This window comes from Streptomyces dioscori (assembly GCF_003024195.1).
Lineage (GTDB): Bacteria > Actinomycetota > Actinomycetes > Streptomycetales > Streptomycetaceae > Streptomyces > Streptomyces dioscori.
The window spans coordinates 1-15,999 of record NZ_KZ679042.1; the positions used below are offsets into that span (position 1 = coordinate 1).

At 68.7% G+C, this 15,999-nt stretch carries 13 protein-coding genes and 1 pseudogene; 6 read left to right on the plus strand and 8 right to left on the minus strand.

The features are described from left to right. Positions 1 to 269: 269 nt before the first annotated feature. Positions 270 to 1,619: an NAD(P)/FAD-dependent oxidoreductase gene (locus C6Y14_RS14000; protein ID WP_107016985.1), complete on the plus strand. Its 1,350-nt coding sequence runs from the start codon at positions 270 to 272 to the stop codon at positions 1,617 to 1,619. 260 nt (positions 1,620 to 1,879) lie between these two features. Here C6Y14_RS14000 and C6Y14_RS14005 read toward each other — a convergent pair whose 3' ends face one another. From C6Y14_RS14005 to C6Y14_RS14015, 3 genes are all read right to left on the minus strand, one after another. Beyond that, entirely contained in the window at positions 1,880 to 3,154 is a 1,275-nt protein-coding gene (locus tag C6Y14_RS14005) for a DUF6357 family protein (RefSeq protein ID WP_107016986.1), read from the minus strand. A gap of 81 nt (positions 3,155 to 3,235) precedes the next feature. Then, entirely contained in the window at positions 3,236 to 3,706 is a 471-nt protein-coding gene (locus C6Y14_RS14010) for a hypothetical protein (RefSeq protein ID WP_225891064.1), read from the minus strand. A 266-nt stretch (positions 3,707 to 3,972) separates the two neighbouring features. Continuing rightward, entirely contained in the window at positions 3,973 to 5,304 is a 1,332-nt protein-coding gene (locus C6Y14_RS14015) for an MFS transporter (protein WP_107017369.1), read from the minus strand. A gap of 55 nt (positions 5,305 to 5,359) precedes the next feature. Here C6Y14_RS14015 and C6Y14_RS14020 point away from each other — a divergent pair, with 55 nt between their 5' ends. Further along, on the plus strand, positions 5,360 to 6,121 hold the full coding sequence (locus C6Y14_RS14020) for a helix-turn-helix transcriptional regulator (RefSeq protein ID WP_107016988.1): 762 nt from the start codon (positions 5,360 to 5,362) through the stop codon (positions 6,119 to 6,121). Between the two features lie 385 nt (positions 6,122 to 6,506). Continuing rightward, on the plus strand, positions 6,507 to 8,870 hold the full coding sequence (locus tag C6Y14_RS14025; protein WP_404828796.1) for a ricin-type beta-trefoil lectin domain protein: 2,364 nt from the start codon (positions 6,507 to 6,509) through the stop codon (positions 8,868 to 8,870). 356 nt (positions 8,871 to 9,226) lie between these two features. On the opposite strand, the gene C6Y14_RS14030 is transcribed toward C6Y14_RS14025, so the two are convergent. Continuing rightward, complete coding sequence (locus C6Y14_RS14030) at positions 9,227 to 9,382, minus strand: hypothetical protein (RefSeq protein ID WP_107016990.1); 156 nt, start codon at positions 9,380 to 9,382, stop codon at positions 9,227 to 9,229. 461 nt (positions 9,383 to 9,843) lie between these two features. Here C6Y14_RS14030 and C6Y14_RS44995 point away from each other — a divergent pair. Further along, a pseudogene (locus tag C6Y14_RS44995) lies at positions 9,844 to 10,227 on the plus strand (SDR family NAD(P)-dependent oxidoreductase); the annotation flags it as partial. 39 nt (positions 10,228 to 10,266) lie between these two features. Here C6Y14_RS44995 and C6Y14_RS14040 read toward each other — a convergent pair. The 4 genes from C6Y14_RS14040 to C6Y14_RS44080 form a co-directional block, all read right to left on the minus strand. Continuing rightward, positions 10,267 to 11,739 carry an FG-GAP repeat protein gene (locus C6Y14_RS14040; protein WP_107016992.1) on the minus strand — a complete coding sequence of 491 codons (1,473 nt, stop codon included), beginning with the start codon at positions 11,737 to 11,739 and terminating at the stop codon, positions 10,267 to 10,269. Between the two features lie 210 nt (positions 11,740 to 11,949). Continuing rightward, the gene (locus C6Y14_RS14045) at positions 11,950 to 13,197 is read right to left on the minus strand and encodes a lanthionine synthetase LanC family protein (RefSeq protein WP_225891065.1); all 1,248 of its coding nucleotides are present in this window, start codon (positions 13,195 to 13,197) and stop codon (positions 11,950 to 11,952) included. A 134-nt stretch (positions 13,198 to 13,331) separates the two neighbouring features. Further along, the gene (locus C6Y14_RS14050) at positions 13,332 to 13,814 is read right to left on the minus strand and encodes a hypothetical protein (protein WP_107016993.1); all 483 of its coding nucleotides are present in this window, start codon (positions 13,812 to 13,814) and stop codon (positions 13,332 to 13,334) included. Positions 13,815 to 13,918: 104 nt separating this feature from the next. After that, positions 13,919 to 14,821: a hypothetical protein gene (locus C6Y14_RS44080; protein WP_159074241.1), complete on the minus strand. Its 903-nt coding sequence runs from the start codon at positions 14,819 to 14,821 to the stop codon at positions 13,919 to 13,921. Between the two features lie 493 nt (positions 14,822 to 15,314). Between C6Y14_RS44080 and arr the strand changes: the two genes are divergently transcribed. Both arr and C6Y14_RS45505 read left to right on the plus strand, forming a co-directional pair. Beyond that, positions 15,315 to 15,725: an NAD(+)--rifampin ADP-ribosyltransferase gene (arr, locus tag C6Y14_RS14060; protein WP_107016994.1), complete on the plus strand. Its 411-nt coding sequence runs from the start codon at positions 15,315 to 15,317 to the stop codon at positions 15,723 to 15,725. A 23-nt stretch (positions 15,726 to 15,748) separates the two neighbouring features. Beyond that, positions 15,749 to 15,934 (plus strand): nucleotide-binding domain containing protein, encoded by a 186-nt coding sequence (locus C6Y14_RS45505; RefSeq protein WP_263973072.1) that lies wholly within the window; start codon positions 15,749 to 15,751, stop codon positions 15,932 to 15,934. Positions 15,935 to 15,999: the final 65 nt, after the last annotated feature.

Consider the following 15,999-nt stretch of genomic DNA (forward strand, 5'->3'; position numbering starts at 1 on the left):
ATGCTCGGGAGGAGCCGGACGGGCTCCCGACTGGGGTGGCTGCGCTGTGCTGGTCACGTGTAACTCCTCGGGCCACCCAATTCAGGGATGCGTCAGGGGGACGACGACTTGACGGACAGTGGTGGCGCTCACCCGTAGGAGACAGCGTCCGTACCGTGGTTGTGACACCGTCACACCGTCTCAGCGGTCTCCGCCACGCTCGACTGCCGATGTCACAAACGAGATGCCCGTCCGGTCAATAGGACGAAGCCGAGAGAACGGAGGACGCCGTGCGGGAGATCCTGATCGTGGGTGGCGGTTACGCGGGTTTCTACGCCGCGTGGGGCCTGGAGAAGAAGTTGCGCCGGGGCGAGGCGCGGGTCACCGTCGTCGACCCGCGGCCCTATATGACGTACCAGCCCTTTCTGCCGGAGGTCGTGGCGGGCTCCGTCGAGGCACGCCACGCGGCGGTGTCGCTGCGGCGGCACCTGCACCGGACGCGGCTGATCGCCGGCACGGTGACGGGGATCCGCCACCAGGACCGCACCGTCACCGTCCGCCCGGACAGCGGTCCCGACTACGAGCTGTCCTACGACGTCCTGGTGGTCACGGCCGGAGCGGTCACCCGTACCTTCGCGATACCCGGACTCGGCGAGGAGGCGTTCGGACTCAAACACGTCGAGGAGGCCGTCGCCATCCGCGACCGGCTGCTCACCTCGTTCGACCGCGCGGCGACGCTCCCGCGAGGACCCGAGCGGCGCAGGCTCCTCACCGTCACGTTCGTCGGTGGTGGCTTCTCCGGGGTGGAGGGTTTCGGGGAGCTGCTCTCCCTGGCGACCGCCCTGCTTCGGCACTATCCCGAACTGTCCGCGGAGGAACTGCGGTTCCACCTCGTCGAGGCGCGCGGCCGCATACTGCCGGAGGTCGGCGACGGGCCCGGCGCCTGGGTGGTGCGCTCACTGCGCAGGCGTGGGGCGCAGGTGCATCTCAACACCCAGCTCGTCTCCGCGGAACACGGACACATCGTGCTGTCGAACAGCGAGGAGTTCGACTCCGGTCTCCTTGTCTGGACTGCCGGCAACGCGGCCAACCCGATCGTCCACAATCACACGGACCTGCCCGTCGACGAGCGCGGTCTGCTGACCGTACGCGCCGATCTGCGGGTGGGAACGCAGGACGCTCCGCTGGAAGACGTGTGGGCCGCCGGTGACGACGCCGCCGTACCCGACCTCGCGGCGGGCCGCCCAGGGGCGCACACGGTCCCCAACGCCCAGCACGCGGTGCGCCAGGGCAGGCTGCTCGCGAAGAACATCCTGGCGACCCTGCGAGGACGAGCCGTCAAGGACTACGTGCACCACGGTCTGGGGGTGGTCGCGACCCTGGGCCTGGGGCGCGGCATCTTCCAGTACCGGCGTCTGGTCATCAAGGGCTTCCCCGCCTGGCTCATGCACCGTGGGTACCACGTACTCGCGGTCCCCACCTGGGAGCGCAAGGTCAGGGTGTTCGCCGTGTGGGCCACCGCCGTGCTGTACGGCAGGGATGTCGTGTCCCTGGCTTCGGTACAGCGGCCACGAGAGGCCTTCGTGGCCGGTGGCAACCCCCGCCGCGGGGAGCGGTCGGCCGACGTGCCGGTCCGGTGAAGCGGCCGGGAGCGACGCGGGCCTGGCCTCGACACTGATCACGCGCTGGAGGGCCATGCGCTGATCACCACGTCGACGGCGGCCCATGACCGGCGCGGCGTCGACGTGCTTGAGGTCCTCACGGCGCAGGAGGGGCAGATCGCCCGGCCGGCAGCCGACGGAATGACGAACTCCGAGATCGGTACCGCGCTGCCCGACCTCTGACGCAGGCAGTTGTGCACGGGGTTGGGCAACGCCTGGTGCGTGCAGTTCTGCCGGGGCTAGCGGGCGTCGCGCCGTCGGCGTGCGCGCTCGAACTCGGCGACATCCGACATCCAAGGGCCGTGCTGTTCGAGTGCGGCGCAGCCGCCGCGGACGAAGATGCTCACCAGCTTCCGGTACCCGCCGATCCCGTCGACCAGGCTGTACTCGACCCGGTACTCGGGATCCGACCCGCCCTCGCCCTCGCCCTCGCCCTCGCGCAGCGTCGTGATCCGGGCGATGGAGTCCGCGTAGAAGTGGAGTTGGATCCCTTCGCCCCTCTCCTCGTCCTCGATGGTGAACACTTCGTTGTCCGCGGCGGAGCGGTTGCCGACGAACTCCCAGAACTCCGCGGCGGCAGTGCGGGCACTGTCCCGTTGCCACTTCTTCTCGGCGCCCTTGTCGTCGGTGAACGACAGGGCCGTCTTCCTCGCGCTGCCGCCGAAGTCGGCGCGGTGGCCGGCGGTCTCCTCGTCCTCCTCCATGGGTGTGTTCCTGGCGCGGTCCGCGGCCTCCGAGCACATCAGGAAGCTCACGGTACGTACCGCGTCATCGACGAGTTCAGGGTGTGCGCGGCGCACGGCCGCTTCGACAGTCGTCTGCATCCGTTCCCAGTCGCGTTTGTCCGTGGCGCGGTGTCCGCGTCGCGGATCGCGGCTGATCCGCATCCCGGCGCACGCCCGCTCCGCGGTGGCGATCACCCGCATGACCTCGGGCAGCAGCACGGGGTCGACGGCATCGGGCAGCCGCTTCGGAACCGTCGCGCCGTGCAGATACTGGCCCGTGTACCGCAGGATCGCGGCGTCGAGTGGACCGAGTACCGTTCCGCGCTCGGCGCGACGGCGGTCCGCGTGGTACTCCTGAGCTCGTTTGCCGTTCGACGTCTCTGTCGCCGCGCGCATCGAGGCGCATATCCGGCCGCGCTCAAGCAGGCCGATGTCGGCCCCGTGGGCTATGAGCCGGCTCCTGTCCCACGGGATGCGCCGGAAGAGCGCGTCGACGTCCGCGGGGGCGGCGAGGAGGATCGGGTCCAGGAGCGCGGCGGCAGCGTTCTCGTCGAGCCGGCCCCGGGTTCCGGCGGCGTCGCACAGCGGAAGGACCGCACTCCACAGGAGCAGGTGTCTGGCCAGGTCCTCCTGGATCACCGCGAGATGGGCTTCGCTGATGGGGAACGTGAACGTACGGGGCTCATGGTTGGCGTCGGCCCCGGCGCCGAGTGTCAGCTTCAGTTCGCCGTCCTCGCGGATCACGTTCGGGATCCAGCCGCTCATGCGCGTGAAAACGATGTCGCTCATGGGTTCAGTCTTTCCTGGAACGGCTCCGGCCGGCATGACGGCGAGGGTGCGGCTGGTGCGGCCCCGTCCCGCACCATCTGTTCACGACCACCGTGCGAGTTCGACGTCGAGGCGTGTGTCGGTGCGTATCCAGACTTCGCCCCCGGCGGCCCCGGCCGGGGCGTCGACGCGTTCGACACCGAGGAACTCGATCAGCTTGAGCAGTTCGGCTCGTTCGGCTCGGTCGTCGTCGACACCGTGCGAGTCGAAGAACACATAGAACCGGTCGCTCGGGTCGACGCAGCCCGAATCCGCCCAGATCCGAGCGACCTCTTCGACCGCCTCGGCCTCCGTGGTGATCGTGGCGGCGCGGGCGGCCCCGCGAGTTTCCGGTGAGGCGTCGAGGTCGGTGAGGCCGGAGAACCACTGGCCGAAGCGGTCGAGGCCGGCATATCCGTTCTCGAAGAACAGCATGGCGCTCGGAAGGTAGCGGTTGGCCCTGTCGACCCGGAGATGTTCCGACCGAGGTGGGTCGGCATCCTCGATCCGGGAGATCACACCTTGCCCGGGCATGAGCACCAAGCTCTGCCGCGACGCTTCGTCCCTGATGGTGCAGGTGTCAGAAGCTCGACCACGGAAGAACGCGGAGAACGCCACGTAGGCTTCCTGCGGGTCGCTCACGGAGACCTGTTGGTCGTTGCCATCACCGGCAGCGAAGACGAACTGTTTCGGTCCGGGGTTGTAGGGGCGAGCCATATGCGTCCTTCGTTCACGTGAGATGGCCCCACCACCGTAGTCGAACGAGAGCGGACGGGGACCTGCCGTTCCTGACGAGCTCATCAGCTCTGCCGCGTCATGTGGTCGGGGTGCGCGGAGCTGACGTCGTAGTGCCAGAACGGTCGGACGAGCAGCGCTGCGCCGAGGACGACGACGAGGCAGAGCAGTGAACTGCCGCTCCATGCGAGGCCGAGACAGGTGGCTGAGGCCATCGCACCGGCACGCAGGTCACCGAGGCGCGGCCCGCCCGCGACGACGACGGTGAAGACACCCTGCAGACGACCGCGCAGGGCATCGGGTGTGCAGGTCTGCAGGATCGTCTGGCGGTAGACCGCGCTGACCAGGTCGGCCGCCCCGGCCGCGGCCAGCAGGACCACGGCGGCCAGGAGATGGTCGACCGTGCCCGCGAGGGCGACGGCCGCCGACCAGACGACCACCGCGAGGGCCAGCGCCCGCCCCTGACGGCGTACCCGGCCGATCCATCCGCTGAAGAGTCCGGCTGCGACCGAGCCGATCGCGATGGCCGAGTACAGCAGGCCCGCTCCGCCGTGGAACCGCAGTTGGGCGGCTTCCGGGAACAGGGCGGTCGGCATCGCCAGGGTCATGGCCGCGATGTCGACCGCGAAGGACATCCACAGCACGGGGGCGGCCGCGATGAAGCGCAGCCCGTCCAGGACCGGCCGCAGTCCGCCGGCGCGGATCCGGGGGCCGGTCGGCTTGACCGGAGGGAGGCGGAAGGCCGAGTACAGCAGGAGGGAGAACAGCAGGGCGTCGGCGCCGTACGCCCAGCAGTAGCCGTTCGGCAGGGAGATCAGCACGCCGGCCACCAGTGGTCCGGCGATCTGCCCGACGTTGCCCGCGGTGAAGTACAAGGTGTTCGCGGCGGGCACCAGATGGGTGGGGACGACCCGGGGGATGATCGCGCCCCGGGCCGCGGACGACATGGCGAACGCACCGGCCTGGACTGCCACGAGAAGCAGGATCAGCGGTACCGATCGCAGCGCCGCGACCGCCTGCACCAACAGCGCCAGCGTCGTCCCCCAGGTGACGAACGCCGACGCCAGGTACAGCACGCGGCGGTCGAACCGGTCCGCGACGACACCCCCGTACAGCCCGAGGACCACGAGCGGTACGAGTCCGGCCAGTCCGGTCAGGCCCACGGCCAGGGACGACTGCGACAGCGCGTGGACCTGCACGGGAATGGTGACTCCCGTGACCATGGTCCCGATGTACGCCGCGCTCTGCCCGATCAGCAGACGCCGGAAGACGGGATGCGCCAGCGGACGGGTGTCGAGCGCGGCGCCACGCAGACCGGAGGCGAGCCGTGTTCTCAGTGAGTGAGGGGCGACGGCGGATCGGCGGTCGGAGGGCGGGGTCTGCGGCGTCGTGGGCATGGTCGTCACGCTCGCAGGGCCGTACGGTGTGCCGCTTCCGTTAATCTGCCGTCGTATGTCGGAAAACGGTCAGACAGCCGAAAGGGACAGGGAGCCCAGGGATTCCACCCACGCACATCTCGCGGGTGAGGTCATCGGGCGTCATCAGCACGGCTATCACCAGCTCCTGTACGTCAGCGCCGGTGTCCTGGCGGTCCAGACGGGTGAGGCGTCCTGGGTGGCCTCAAGCGCCCGCGCCATGTGGATCCCGGCAGGGACCTGGCACCAGCACCGGGTGCACGGACACAGTTCCGTGCACACTCTCGGCTTCCCCGTCCATGACGTCCTGCTCGACGCCGGGACGCCGGCCGTCGTGGCCGTGGACGCCCTGGTCCGCGAACTGATCATCGCGTGCAGTGAACCGTCCCTGCCCGTGCCGGAGGCGAACCGCCTCCGCGCCGTCCTGCGGGACCGGCTGCGGCGCGCGCTCATCGAGCCGTTGACGCTGCCCATCCCCGCCCATCCTCTCCTGCGGCAGGCCTGCGCACTGGTGACCGACGATCTCCGGCACCCGCGCACCGCGGTCTGGCTGGCCCGGCGCATCGGTGTGAGCGAGCGCACCCTGGCCCGGCTGTTCAGAACCGAACTGGGCATGACGTACCCGCAGTGGAGGACCAATGTGCGGGTCTTCCACGCCATGGTGCTGCTGGCGGAAGGAGCCAACGTCAGCGAGGCGGGACAGCGCTGCGGATGGGCGACGACCAGCGCCTTCATCGACACGTTCAGCCGCACCATGGGGCAGACGCCGGGGACCTACCGCATCGCGTCCGGCGCCTGAGGCACATGAGACGGGGAGCGGGTGCGCCAGGGCCTGTCTGACAATTCCCGTCGTCGCCCGGCAGACGGGAATTGTCAGACAGGCCCTGCGCCGCAACCGGTAAGTGAGCGGGGCCCGAACCGGTGGGTGCTCGGGACCGGTGAAGGCGGGAGAACTTTGGCCTTCGTGTGGACAGAGTATGGACGAGTTCGGAGAAAGTCCCTACTGTGTCCGTCGCGACGGCACGAGATCTCATGCGTCCCGTACGCCACTCTCCGTATCCGGTGCGACGGCGCGCACCGGCAGCGGTGGATCTTCTCACTCGTCCATCTGCGCTCCCCCATGCCGGGAGCGAACAGGAGGCCACGTGTATCCACGGCTGTTATCAGGGCGACTCGGCAGACGCCTGGCCACGACCGTCATCACTTCGCTTCTGGCGCTGGGGCTGTCCGCCCCCGCGGGCTCGGCCGCCCCGACCGACCGTTCCGCCGACGCTCTTCCCCCGCAGGAGCCGGGTGTCACCCTGCGTGTCTTCGACATGCAGGTGCCGCTTGAGAAACTGTGTGAACTCAAGCCCGGTCAGACACCGAACGTCGACAAGCTGATGCCGGTGATCGACTGGTCCTCCGACGCGGACTTCGGCTTCAGCGCCAACTTCGTCTCGCAGACGATCGCCAATCTGAACGTCCCCACCGCCGGGACGTACACCTTCCGGCTCACCACCGACGACGGTTCCCGGCTGCTCGTCGACGACCAACTCGTCATCAGCCACGACGGGTTGCACGGCGCCGACCCGAAGGACGGCAACGTTGTCCTGACGGCCGGGTACCACTCGATCCGCATCGACCACTTCGAGAAGGACGGCGGGCAGCAGGTCACTCTCGCCTGGAAGCCGCCCTCCGCGACCGCCTTCACCGTGGTACCCAACTCGGTGCTCAGCACGGACGCCGACGTCGTCCGGGTCACGGCTCCGGGACGCAAGGAATGCGAACTGGCCGGCGACTCACCGGGCGACGGCCTGCCCCTGACCGGTGTGCACCCGAACTACACCCTGACCAACCTGCGGCCCAGCGGATTCGAACCGCAGGTCTCCGCCATGGACTGGCTTCCCGACGGCAGGCTCGCCGTGGCCACCTGGGGCGGCTCGGAGAACACGACCGGCGAGGTCTACCTGCTGAGCAACGTCACCGGAAACACCGGGCCGGACAAGGTGACGTACAAGAAGGTGGCCTCGGGGCTCAAGGAGCCCATGGGCATCAAGTACGTGGACGGCAAGCTGTACGTGTCGCAGAAGCACGAACTGACCGAACTCAACGACACCAACGGCGACGAGGTCACCGACACCTACCGGCGGGTCGCCACCTGGCCCTACGGCGGCAACTTCCACGAGTTCGCGTTCGGCCTGCTGTACAAGGACGGGTTCTTCTACCTGAACCTCTCCGTGTCCATCAACTACGGCGGAGCGACGACGAACCCGCAGCCCGCACCGAACCGCGGTACCACGATCAAGGTCAACAAGGCCACGGGGGCCGTCAGTTACATCGCCGGTGGGCTGCGCACCCCCAACGGCATCGGGTGGGGCCCCGAGGGCGACATCTTCGTCACCGACAACCAGGGCGGCTGGCTGCCCTCGTCGAAGCTGGTCCAGGTCAAACAGGACCGCTTCTTCAACCACTACACCAACCCGGCGGGCCCGTTCGACTCGAAGAACGTGACCAAGCCGGTCCTGTGGCTCCCCCAGAACGAGATCGCCAACTCCCCCAGTACACCACTGCAGTTGAACGACGGGCCGTTCGCCGGCCAGATGCTGTTCGGCGACGTGACCTACGGCGGCATCCAGCGCGGATACCTGGAGAAAGTCAACGACGAGTACCAGGGCGCCGTGTTCCGCCTCACCCAGGGCCTGGAGGTCGGTGTCAACCGGATCAGTGTCGGCCCCGACGGCGCCCTCTACATCGGCGGCCTCGGAGCGGACGGCAACTGGGGCCAGGAAGGCAAGCTCAAGTTCGGCCTGCAGAAGCTGACACCGTCCGGTACCAGTGCCTTCGACATCCGCCAGATGCGTGCCGTCAACGGCGGCTTCGCCCTCGAATACACCCAGCCCATATCGAACGAGACCGCCGCCGGTCTGGCCGCGCGCTACAAGGTCAAGCAGTGGCGCTACGTACCCCGGGTCGACTACGGCGGCCCCAAGGTCGACGAGGAGACGCTGACCGTCCAGTCGGCCACCGTCTCCAGCGACCGCAAGACGGTCACCCTGGCCATCCCCGGGCTCAAGCCCAACCGGGTGGTCCACGTCCGCTCGGCCCGCCCCTTCAGCTCGGCCGACGGCAAGCAACTGTGGAGCACGGAGGCCTGGTACACCCTGAACCAGCTCCCCGGCACACCGTCCCGCACAGGAGAGGTGAAGGGCCTCAGCAAGTGCCTGGACGTGGACAACGCCAACACGGCCGACGGGACCAAGGTCCAGTTGTGGACCTGCAACAGCACCGCGGCCCAGGAGTGGTCCCTGCTCGGCACCGGTGCTGTTCGCGCGCTGGGCAAATGCCTGGACATCGCCAACTCGGGCACTACCGACGGCACGAAGGTGCAGCTGTACACCTGCAACGGAACCGCGGCCCAGGTCTGGCAGCCACAGACCAACGGCACACTGCGCAACCCGCAGTCCGGTAAGTGCCTGGACGTCACCGGCGGGGCATCGGCTGACGGCACCGCGGTCCACCTGTGGACATGCGGCAGTCAGCAGAGCCAGAAGTGGGTCCTTCCGTAGAGGTCCCACCTGTTCGTGGAGATCCGCCTGGCGGCACCGCGGGAAGATGACGGTTCCACGGCGCCACGGTCGCACCTGCCAGGGCACCGTGTCCCTGCAGGCTTCTCCGGTATCGCGACCAGGTACGGCCGCTCGCATGACCTCGCCGGCTGGGCCGAGATGGCCCAGCCGGCGAGGCAGCGGAGGGAGCGGCGATGTCACCGTCGGCGACGGCACCAGCTTCCCCACCACTGCTTTCCTGGCCTCCTGGCCGGCCTCGACCCGTCCAGGAGTTCCTCACGACGTGGGCTCTCCAGTGAGGAGAAAGCCATGGACAGTCAGTCACTCGTCGCAGCGATTTGGTGAGGTGGCTCGACCTAGAAGAAGTGCTTGCGTCCACCGACCGCACGGCCGGACGCGCCCAGGACCCACAGGATGACGCCCACGAGAATGAGGATGCCGCCGATCGTCGTGAGCAGCCCCATGCCAACAAGCAAGCCGATAAGCAGCAGAATAAGCCCAAGGATGATCATTTCAAGCTCCTGTCGTCAGGTCCGACTCAGACGCATGTGCGTATGAGCGTCACAACGGCCCAAATTTCGCTGGACTGATAGGTCCCGGCTCCGAACCACACCAGGACCTCGGTGCGATAGCCCTAGTGCCCGGCGACGCGCTTTCCACGCACCTCCTCGAAAATTCATCGGGAAGCGGCTGCGCAACCGGGCCACTCCCTCCGGCCTCCAGCTGCCGGCGCGTACGCGGACATCGCCGTCAGGCTGTTGACGGGCTGGGTGCAGGCCTTGCTGGCACTGGCGCGCACGACGCGCAGTGCGCGCGGATTGCCTCGACCATGCCGCCACGGGCCTTCGGGGCGCCATTGCCGCAACCGGCGAGCCCCGGCCGATCGAGCCGCTCCGCTTCTTTTCCGCCTGCTTCCTGTCCCCGTCCACACCCATTCCCCCACCCTCCCGCTTCTGCAGCGATCGCTACAGAAGCGCTGGGCGCGCACGTGATCGGCTCATCGGCGACCGCGGTGACCGCGGTGACCGGCGACATCGCGGACCTGGACGACCTGGACCGGGTCTACGAGGCTGTCCGCGATCGGGGCCGCGGCCTGGACGTACTGTTCGCGGACGCCTCCATCGCCTCGCTGGTACCGCTTGAGGAGGTCACCGAGGAACACGTCGGCACGCTGTTCACCGTGCAGAAGGCGCTGCACCTGCTCAACGACGGCGCCTCGGTCATCCTGAACGGCTCGACCAACGTCGGCGACGAGGCACTCGGCGTGTACGCGGCGACCAAGGCCGCCACCCGCTCGTTCTCGCGGGCCTGGGCCAACGAACCCAAGGGCCGCGGCATCCGGGTCAGCACCATCACCCGTATCCGCGCATCGTTCGTGGTGTGTTGCGAGTCCTGTTCATTCCGTGCCCAGTTCGTGCGTGGGCAGGAAATACGCGCCGTCGGCTGAGGAGCCCTTCGGCGTACCCGGAAATATCCAGTAGCCGTTCTCTTCGCGGGGCTGGTGGAATCCGAGATATCCGACGACCAACTCGTCGCGGCCGTCGGCGTTCAGGTCGGTCAGGCTGACATCCCAGCCGAAGAAGTCGCTGTCCGCCTCGTGCCCCGGTCGGCCCGGCAGTTCGAGGACATGGCGGTCGAAGGTGCTCTGTGCAGCGTCTTGGAGTCCGAGCCCGCTGCCCAGGTGGACGGTGACCGTGCCGACCTGATGCCGGCGTCCGTAGCGCGCCTCGACCAGGTCGTCCCGGCCGTCGCCGTTCACATCGCCCACGGCCGCCGCCTGGATCTTGGGTGCCCGGCCGGTACGGCCTCCGCCGGCCAGGAAGCCCTTGCCGCCGAACCGTACGGCGGTGCCCTGCAGCACGTCGTCGGCTCCGTCCCCGTCGAAGTCGCCCACGGAGAGCGGACGGCCGGAGATCAGGTCGCCCCACGGCTTGATGCCCGGCGGCGGACCCGCGTGGGCGAAGCCGTGGGTCGTGCCGACGTACAGCTCCACGTGATCGGAGGTGGGAGGCTCGTCGCCCTCGTCCGACGGATCGGGGTCGCCGACGACCGACTCGGCGAGCAGATCCGTCAGGCCGTCGCCCGTGAAGTCACCCCACACCACCTGGCGAGTCGTCACCGTCTCTTCGAGGGACATGTCCACGGCCGTCACCCGATTCGGATCGCCGTTGTCGCCGAACGGCCCGCGCAGCACGAAAAGAGTGTCGCAGTGTGTCTCGCCCGACTGATCCCACAGACTGTCGGGCGGCCGGAAAGCGAGTACGTCACTGATTCCGTCGCCCAGCAGGTCGGTGGCTCCGGACATGTCGAAGACGGGCAAGGAGCGGGAGAGTACGGTCAGATCCCGAAGGCCCCGCTCACTGCCCCGGGCGAGATACTGGACGATCCGCTCGCGCCCTCCGTCCTTCTCGGTTCCCTGGACGATCACGTCCGCATACGTGTCGCCGTCGATGTCCGCGGCGGGCAGTGCCCCACCTGCTCCCGTACGCGGATTGCCGGGGCTCACCTGCTTCACCTCCTGGCCCTCATCAGTGAGCGAAGTCCCGTCGGACGGTTCGACCTGCCCGTTGCGTGTGCCGCGCAGAGCGGCAAGGTTCCGGCGCCAACCACCGCCGTCGACCGGCCGGTACCAGCCGTCCACCACGAGGTCCTGTACGCCGTCCCCGTTGACGTCCCCTCCAGCCACCGGCGCGGTGCGAGGGGTCTTGGGCGTGCCGGTCTCGGCCCGGGTGGCCTTCGGCGGCGACACGCATTCCTTCGGCACGGTGCGCGCGGCGTCGTCCGTCCCGTCCCCGCCGGTACAGGCGGATACACCGACCGTGAGGACGGCGGCGCTACAAAGGGCCAGGAGACGCAGAGGCGGTCGCATCGCAGCATTATCGTGCGGTTCGGCCCGGCCGCCCGCCACCCCGTGCCCGAAGCCCTTCACCTGCGGTCAGCACCGGGAACCCGTACCGCCTCGGTCCGCCCGTCCCGGCGAGCGCCCCATGACCTGAGCGGCGTGCCGCGACGCCCGGTTCCGTGCCCGCTCTGCCGGCTCGGCGAGCCGGACGGGCACGTGCGCCGGCCAGGGCGCTGCTCAGGCGGCGGGTGGGTGGTCCGGGAGGGGGACGGCGTACTGCGGGTCGCGGTTCGTGGTGATGCGGGCGTGGCGCAGGAGTTCGCGGATGATGCCCGCGTTGCCCATGGCCCAGCCGGTGGCGGGGGCGAGGTCACTGGGTATGTCACGGTGTTCGACGTTGGACCAGCGCACGCCCTCGGCGTCGGCCGTCGCGCGGGCCGCGAGATCGGCGACGAGGAGGTCGGCGAAGTCACGGCCGTCGCCGCGTTCGACCTGGCGGTCGCAGGCGAGGGCGAGGACGCCTGCGGTGCCGCAGCAACGGCCGTTGTTGTCCCAGAAGCCGGGGCGGATCCGTTGCGGGATGCCGGAGGTGACGAGGGTGTGCCAGCAGCGGTCGGTGAGGGCGGGCCAGGTGGGATCCTCGGGCTGGAACTGGGCCAGCAGACGGAACGCCTGGGCGTCGCCGGCCGGGCCGTGGCACCAGCCGTAGTTGTGGCGCTCGATCCGCTCGTGCTCCTGTTGCGGATCGGAGTACGGGACGAGGAAACCGTCCGGGCCGCCTTCGTTCCGGGAGACGACGTCGGCGGCACCGGCCAGTGCCAGGTCGACGAGGTCGGGGCGGTCGGCGGCCCGGCCGACGGCAGCGAGCGCGTAGACGATGCCGAGGGTGCCGTGCGACATGTGGAGCATGCGGTGGACCCGGCCGGTCTGGACCTCCCACTGCACACCGGCCGGGGTGGACTCGGCCGTGCGCGCGTAGCGGTCGACGGCCAGTTGGGCGAGGTCCGGATCGCCGCACTCCAGCGCGGCGAGCGCGATGCCGGCGTTGCCGACGACCAGCTCGAACCAGTCGTTCCACCCCGCGCCGTCGCTGTCGTAGCGGGACCGCAGGACGTCCAGCGCGCGGTCGGCGGACGCCCCCGCCGCGGTGTCACCGAGCACACGGTGCACGCCCCGCAAGGCGACGGCCATACCGGCCACCCCCGTGTAGAGGCCGCTGTCCTCCCAGCCCTCGACGGCGGCGGCGATGCCGCGGGCACCCCGCAGGGCCATGTCCGCGTACCGGTCGTCGGCGAAGTACCGCCATGCGTCGAGAAGAGTTGGCAGCACCCCCGAACTTCCGTTGTACAGAATGGGCGTGACCTGTTCGTCGGCAAGAGTGTTCGGCCAGGCCATACCGTCGCCGGTGTCCCGCGCGGCCTTCATCAGCCATGTGAGGGCCCCGACCGCGAGAGACTCCGCGTCATCCGACGCAATGGTGATCATCTGTTCAGCGTTCCACAGCCCCGAGCCGCTCCACGACCTACATCAAGCCGTCTCCGACGGTTACGACGTGGGACCCGCGCCCACCCGAGGCCGGCAGCTGTCCCGGCTCAGCTCGCACGAGCCGGGACGGGCCGTCAGGTCAAGGGGTTGGTGCACCCCGACGTCCAGAGGTGGGAGCTGATCACGTTGTTCGCGTTGGTCGACGTACTTCCCAGTTTGAGGACGTTGTCCCGCAGGTCGTCGACGTAGAGCTCGCCCCGGGCAAGACAGCCCCTCACGCCCTCGTGGCTCGCGTCCGCGTAGAACATGACGTTGTTGACGCCGCCGGCGTACGTTCCGGTGTTCAGCAGGGAGGTGGCCTTGTCGTTGGCCGGCTTCCGGAACGGGCCCGAGGCGTCGTTCCAGTTGCCATCGTCACCCTGGGCCTCACCGAGTCGCTCGTAGCAGTCCACCGCGTCGTACGCCCGCACGTATCCGTCCTCCTGATACGACCGGTACAAACTCGCGCAGTTGGGTCCTGCGACACGGTCGGGAGCGGCCTGTGCGGGGCCCGTGAGCAGCGTGCCCGCCGTCACGGTGAGGATTGACGCCGCCAGGGCCGTTCGGAACTTACGCATGTGTCTCCTTCGGTTTCCTAGTTTTGGTTTCCTTGTCTTGGTTTCCTGGTCCGGTTTCCTGGCTTCGGTCCCTGGCTGTTGGGCCAGGTGCCGGTGCAGGTGGATCAGTCAGGGGCACCGATGTGGTCGGCCCGCCGGAGGGCGGCCAGCTTCATCCGGTTCCTGGTGGCGATCTCGTCGGCGTATCGCTCACGCACGGGATCGCCGTACTCGCGGTCCAGTCGGGAGAAGATGCCGCGCAGCGAGGTCCGCCGGGCGCAGGTGGCATCCGCGACGGCGATGTCCGCCTCGATGGCCCGCGCCTGTGAAGCGCCGAAGCCCGCGGCCCGCTTGCGTACGTCGGCACGGGCCGCGTCCGAGTCGGCGTAGCTGCCGCCCGTCAGGTCGCGCATGCACCGGGACCACGCCTTCATGGCACCCGTGAAGCGCGGGTCGCGCATGACCTTGGGGACGTACACACCGGTGAGGTCCGTGGCGACCTTGTCGGCCCGGAAGAACGCCTCCGCGTCGCCGTACAACTCGTTCCGGGCGGAGTGCGTGCAGCCGCCGCCCGGGCTGCGAACCGTTCCTCCGGACGGCAGCGGAGCAGAGAGCATCGGTGTGTCTCGGCCGCCCTGAAGGGCGGTGGTGTAGCGGTCGCGCTCAGTCGGCGACAACCCCTTCTGGTACGAGAGGTTCCTGTCGCGCTTCTTCGCCTCGAAGAACGCCTGCCGCAGTCGCTCGCCGTAACCGTGCTCGCGCGACCACTCGACGTCGTCCTGGACGAAGCGGTAGGTGAAAGCGCGGAACGTGTCGGCGTCCACACGCGGAAACACCCAGTAGCGAAAGCCCTTGTCCGCCATGCACCTTTGGATCAGACGCTGTTCGGCCTGGTCCACCCGGCCCTGCTCAGCGGGGCTGAGTTCACGGGCCGGGCCCGCGGTCACCGTCGACGCCGTCGGTCTCGCCGGATTCGGCGTGCAGCCCGGCAGTACGGTGAGAGCGGATATCACCGTGGCGATGGTCATGGTGGTGCTCTGTCGCCCCCGTGGCACGCTGTTTCATTCCCTCCACTGTGGCTGCGCCTGAATGAGGGCTGGTTCCCCTCGTTCCACAGAAGAGGATGCGCGCCGTCCTGCGGCCTGTCGTTATGGGTGAGCGCACACGCCTTTAGTCTGCGCGCACTGTCGTACGCTGCCGGTGGAATTGGCTCGGGGAGGGACCACGGGCGCCGCGGAACGCCTGCCTGAGGGCCGGCAATGCACAGCGGCTGGGCGAACCACTGGTCCCCGCTGCCGATAGCACAGGCGTCGGTCCTTGCCGAGGTGGCGGGGTAGCCGCGATCCTTGACGTATTGCACGCGGTCAGAGGTCCTGGCCTGAGCGGCCGGAGCGACCAGCGCAACTCCCGTGAACACCATTGCGGATGCCGAGAGTGCAACCGCCGCTCTCTTCACTACGAACACTTTCTTGCCCTAGCACAGCCGGCCGTCACGACAGGTTGGTTTGATAGCCTGCGGCGATGGATGAGGTATTGGACGAGGGGCCGTTCTTCCATGGCACGAAGGCCGAACTGCAGGTCGGAGACCACCTCACCGCTGGTTTCCGTTCCAACTACCGGCCCGAAATCGTCATGAACCACATCTACTTCACCGCGTTGCGCGACGGCGCGGGACTCGCTGCCGAACTTGCCGCCGGTGACGGGGCTCCGCGAGTGTATGTCGTCGAACCGACCGGGGAGTTCGAGAACGACCCGAACGTCACCGACAAGAAGTTCCCCGGCAATCCCACTCGCTCCTATCGCAGCCGGGAACCGCTCCACATCGTTGGCGAGGTCACCGACTGGACGCGACAGACACCCGAAGCTCTCCAGATGTGGCGGGACCGGCTGGCCGCAATCCGTCTGGACGACCGCGCCGAAATCATCAACTAAATCTTCCGGACAGTGGCGCCCCGTTGCCTTCCGGGGGCCAGTGCCTCGCCGGCACGCTCGCCTCCCACCTGGTCGACCGCGGCGTACGCAGACTGCTCGTCGCGGGCGGCGAGGCCTCGGGCGCCGTCGCCATCGCCCTGGGAGTCCGGACCGTCCTCGTCCTGCACGCCGACGACAACGGCATCGCACTTCTCCCGAACACCACGTAGACGTCGACGACAGCACACCTACGGTCCGGGGCACACGGGCCCAACTCACGACGGGGTAGCCAGTG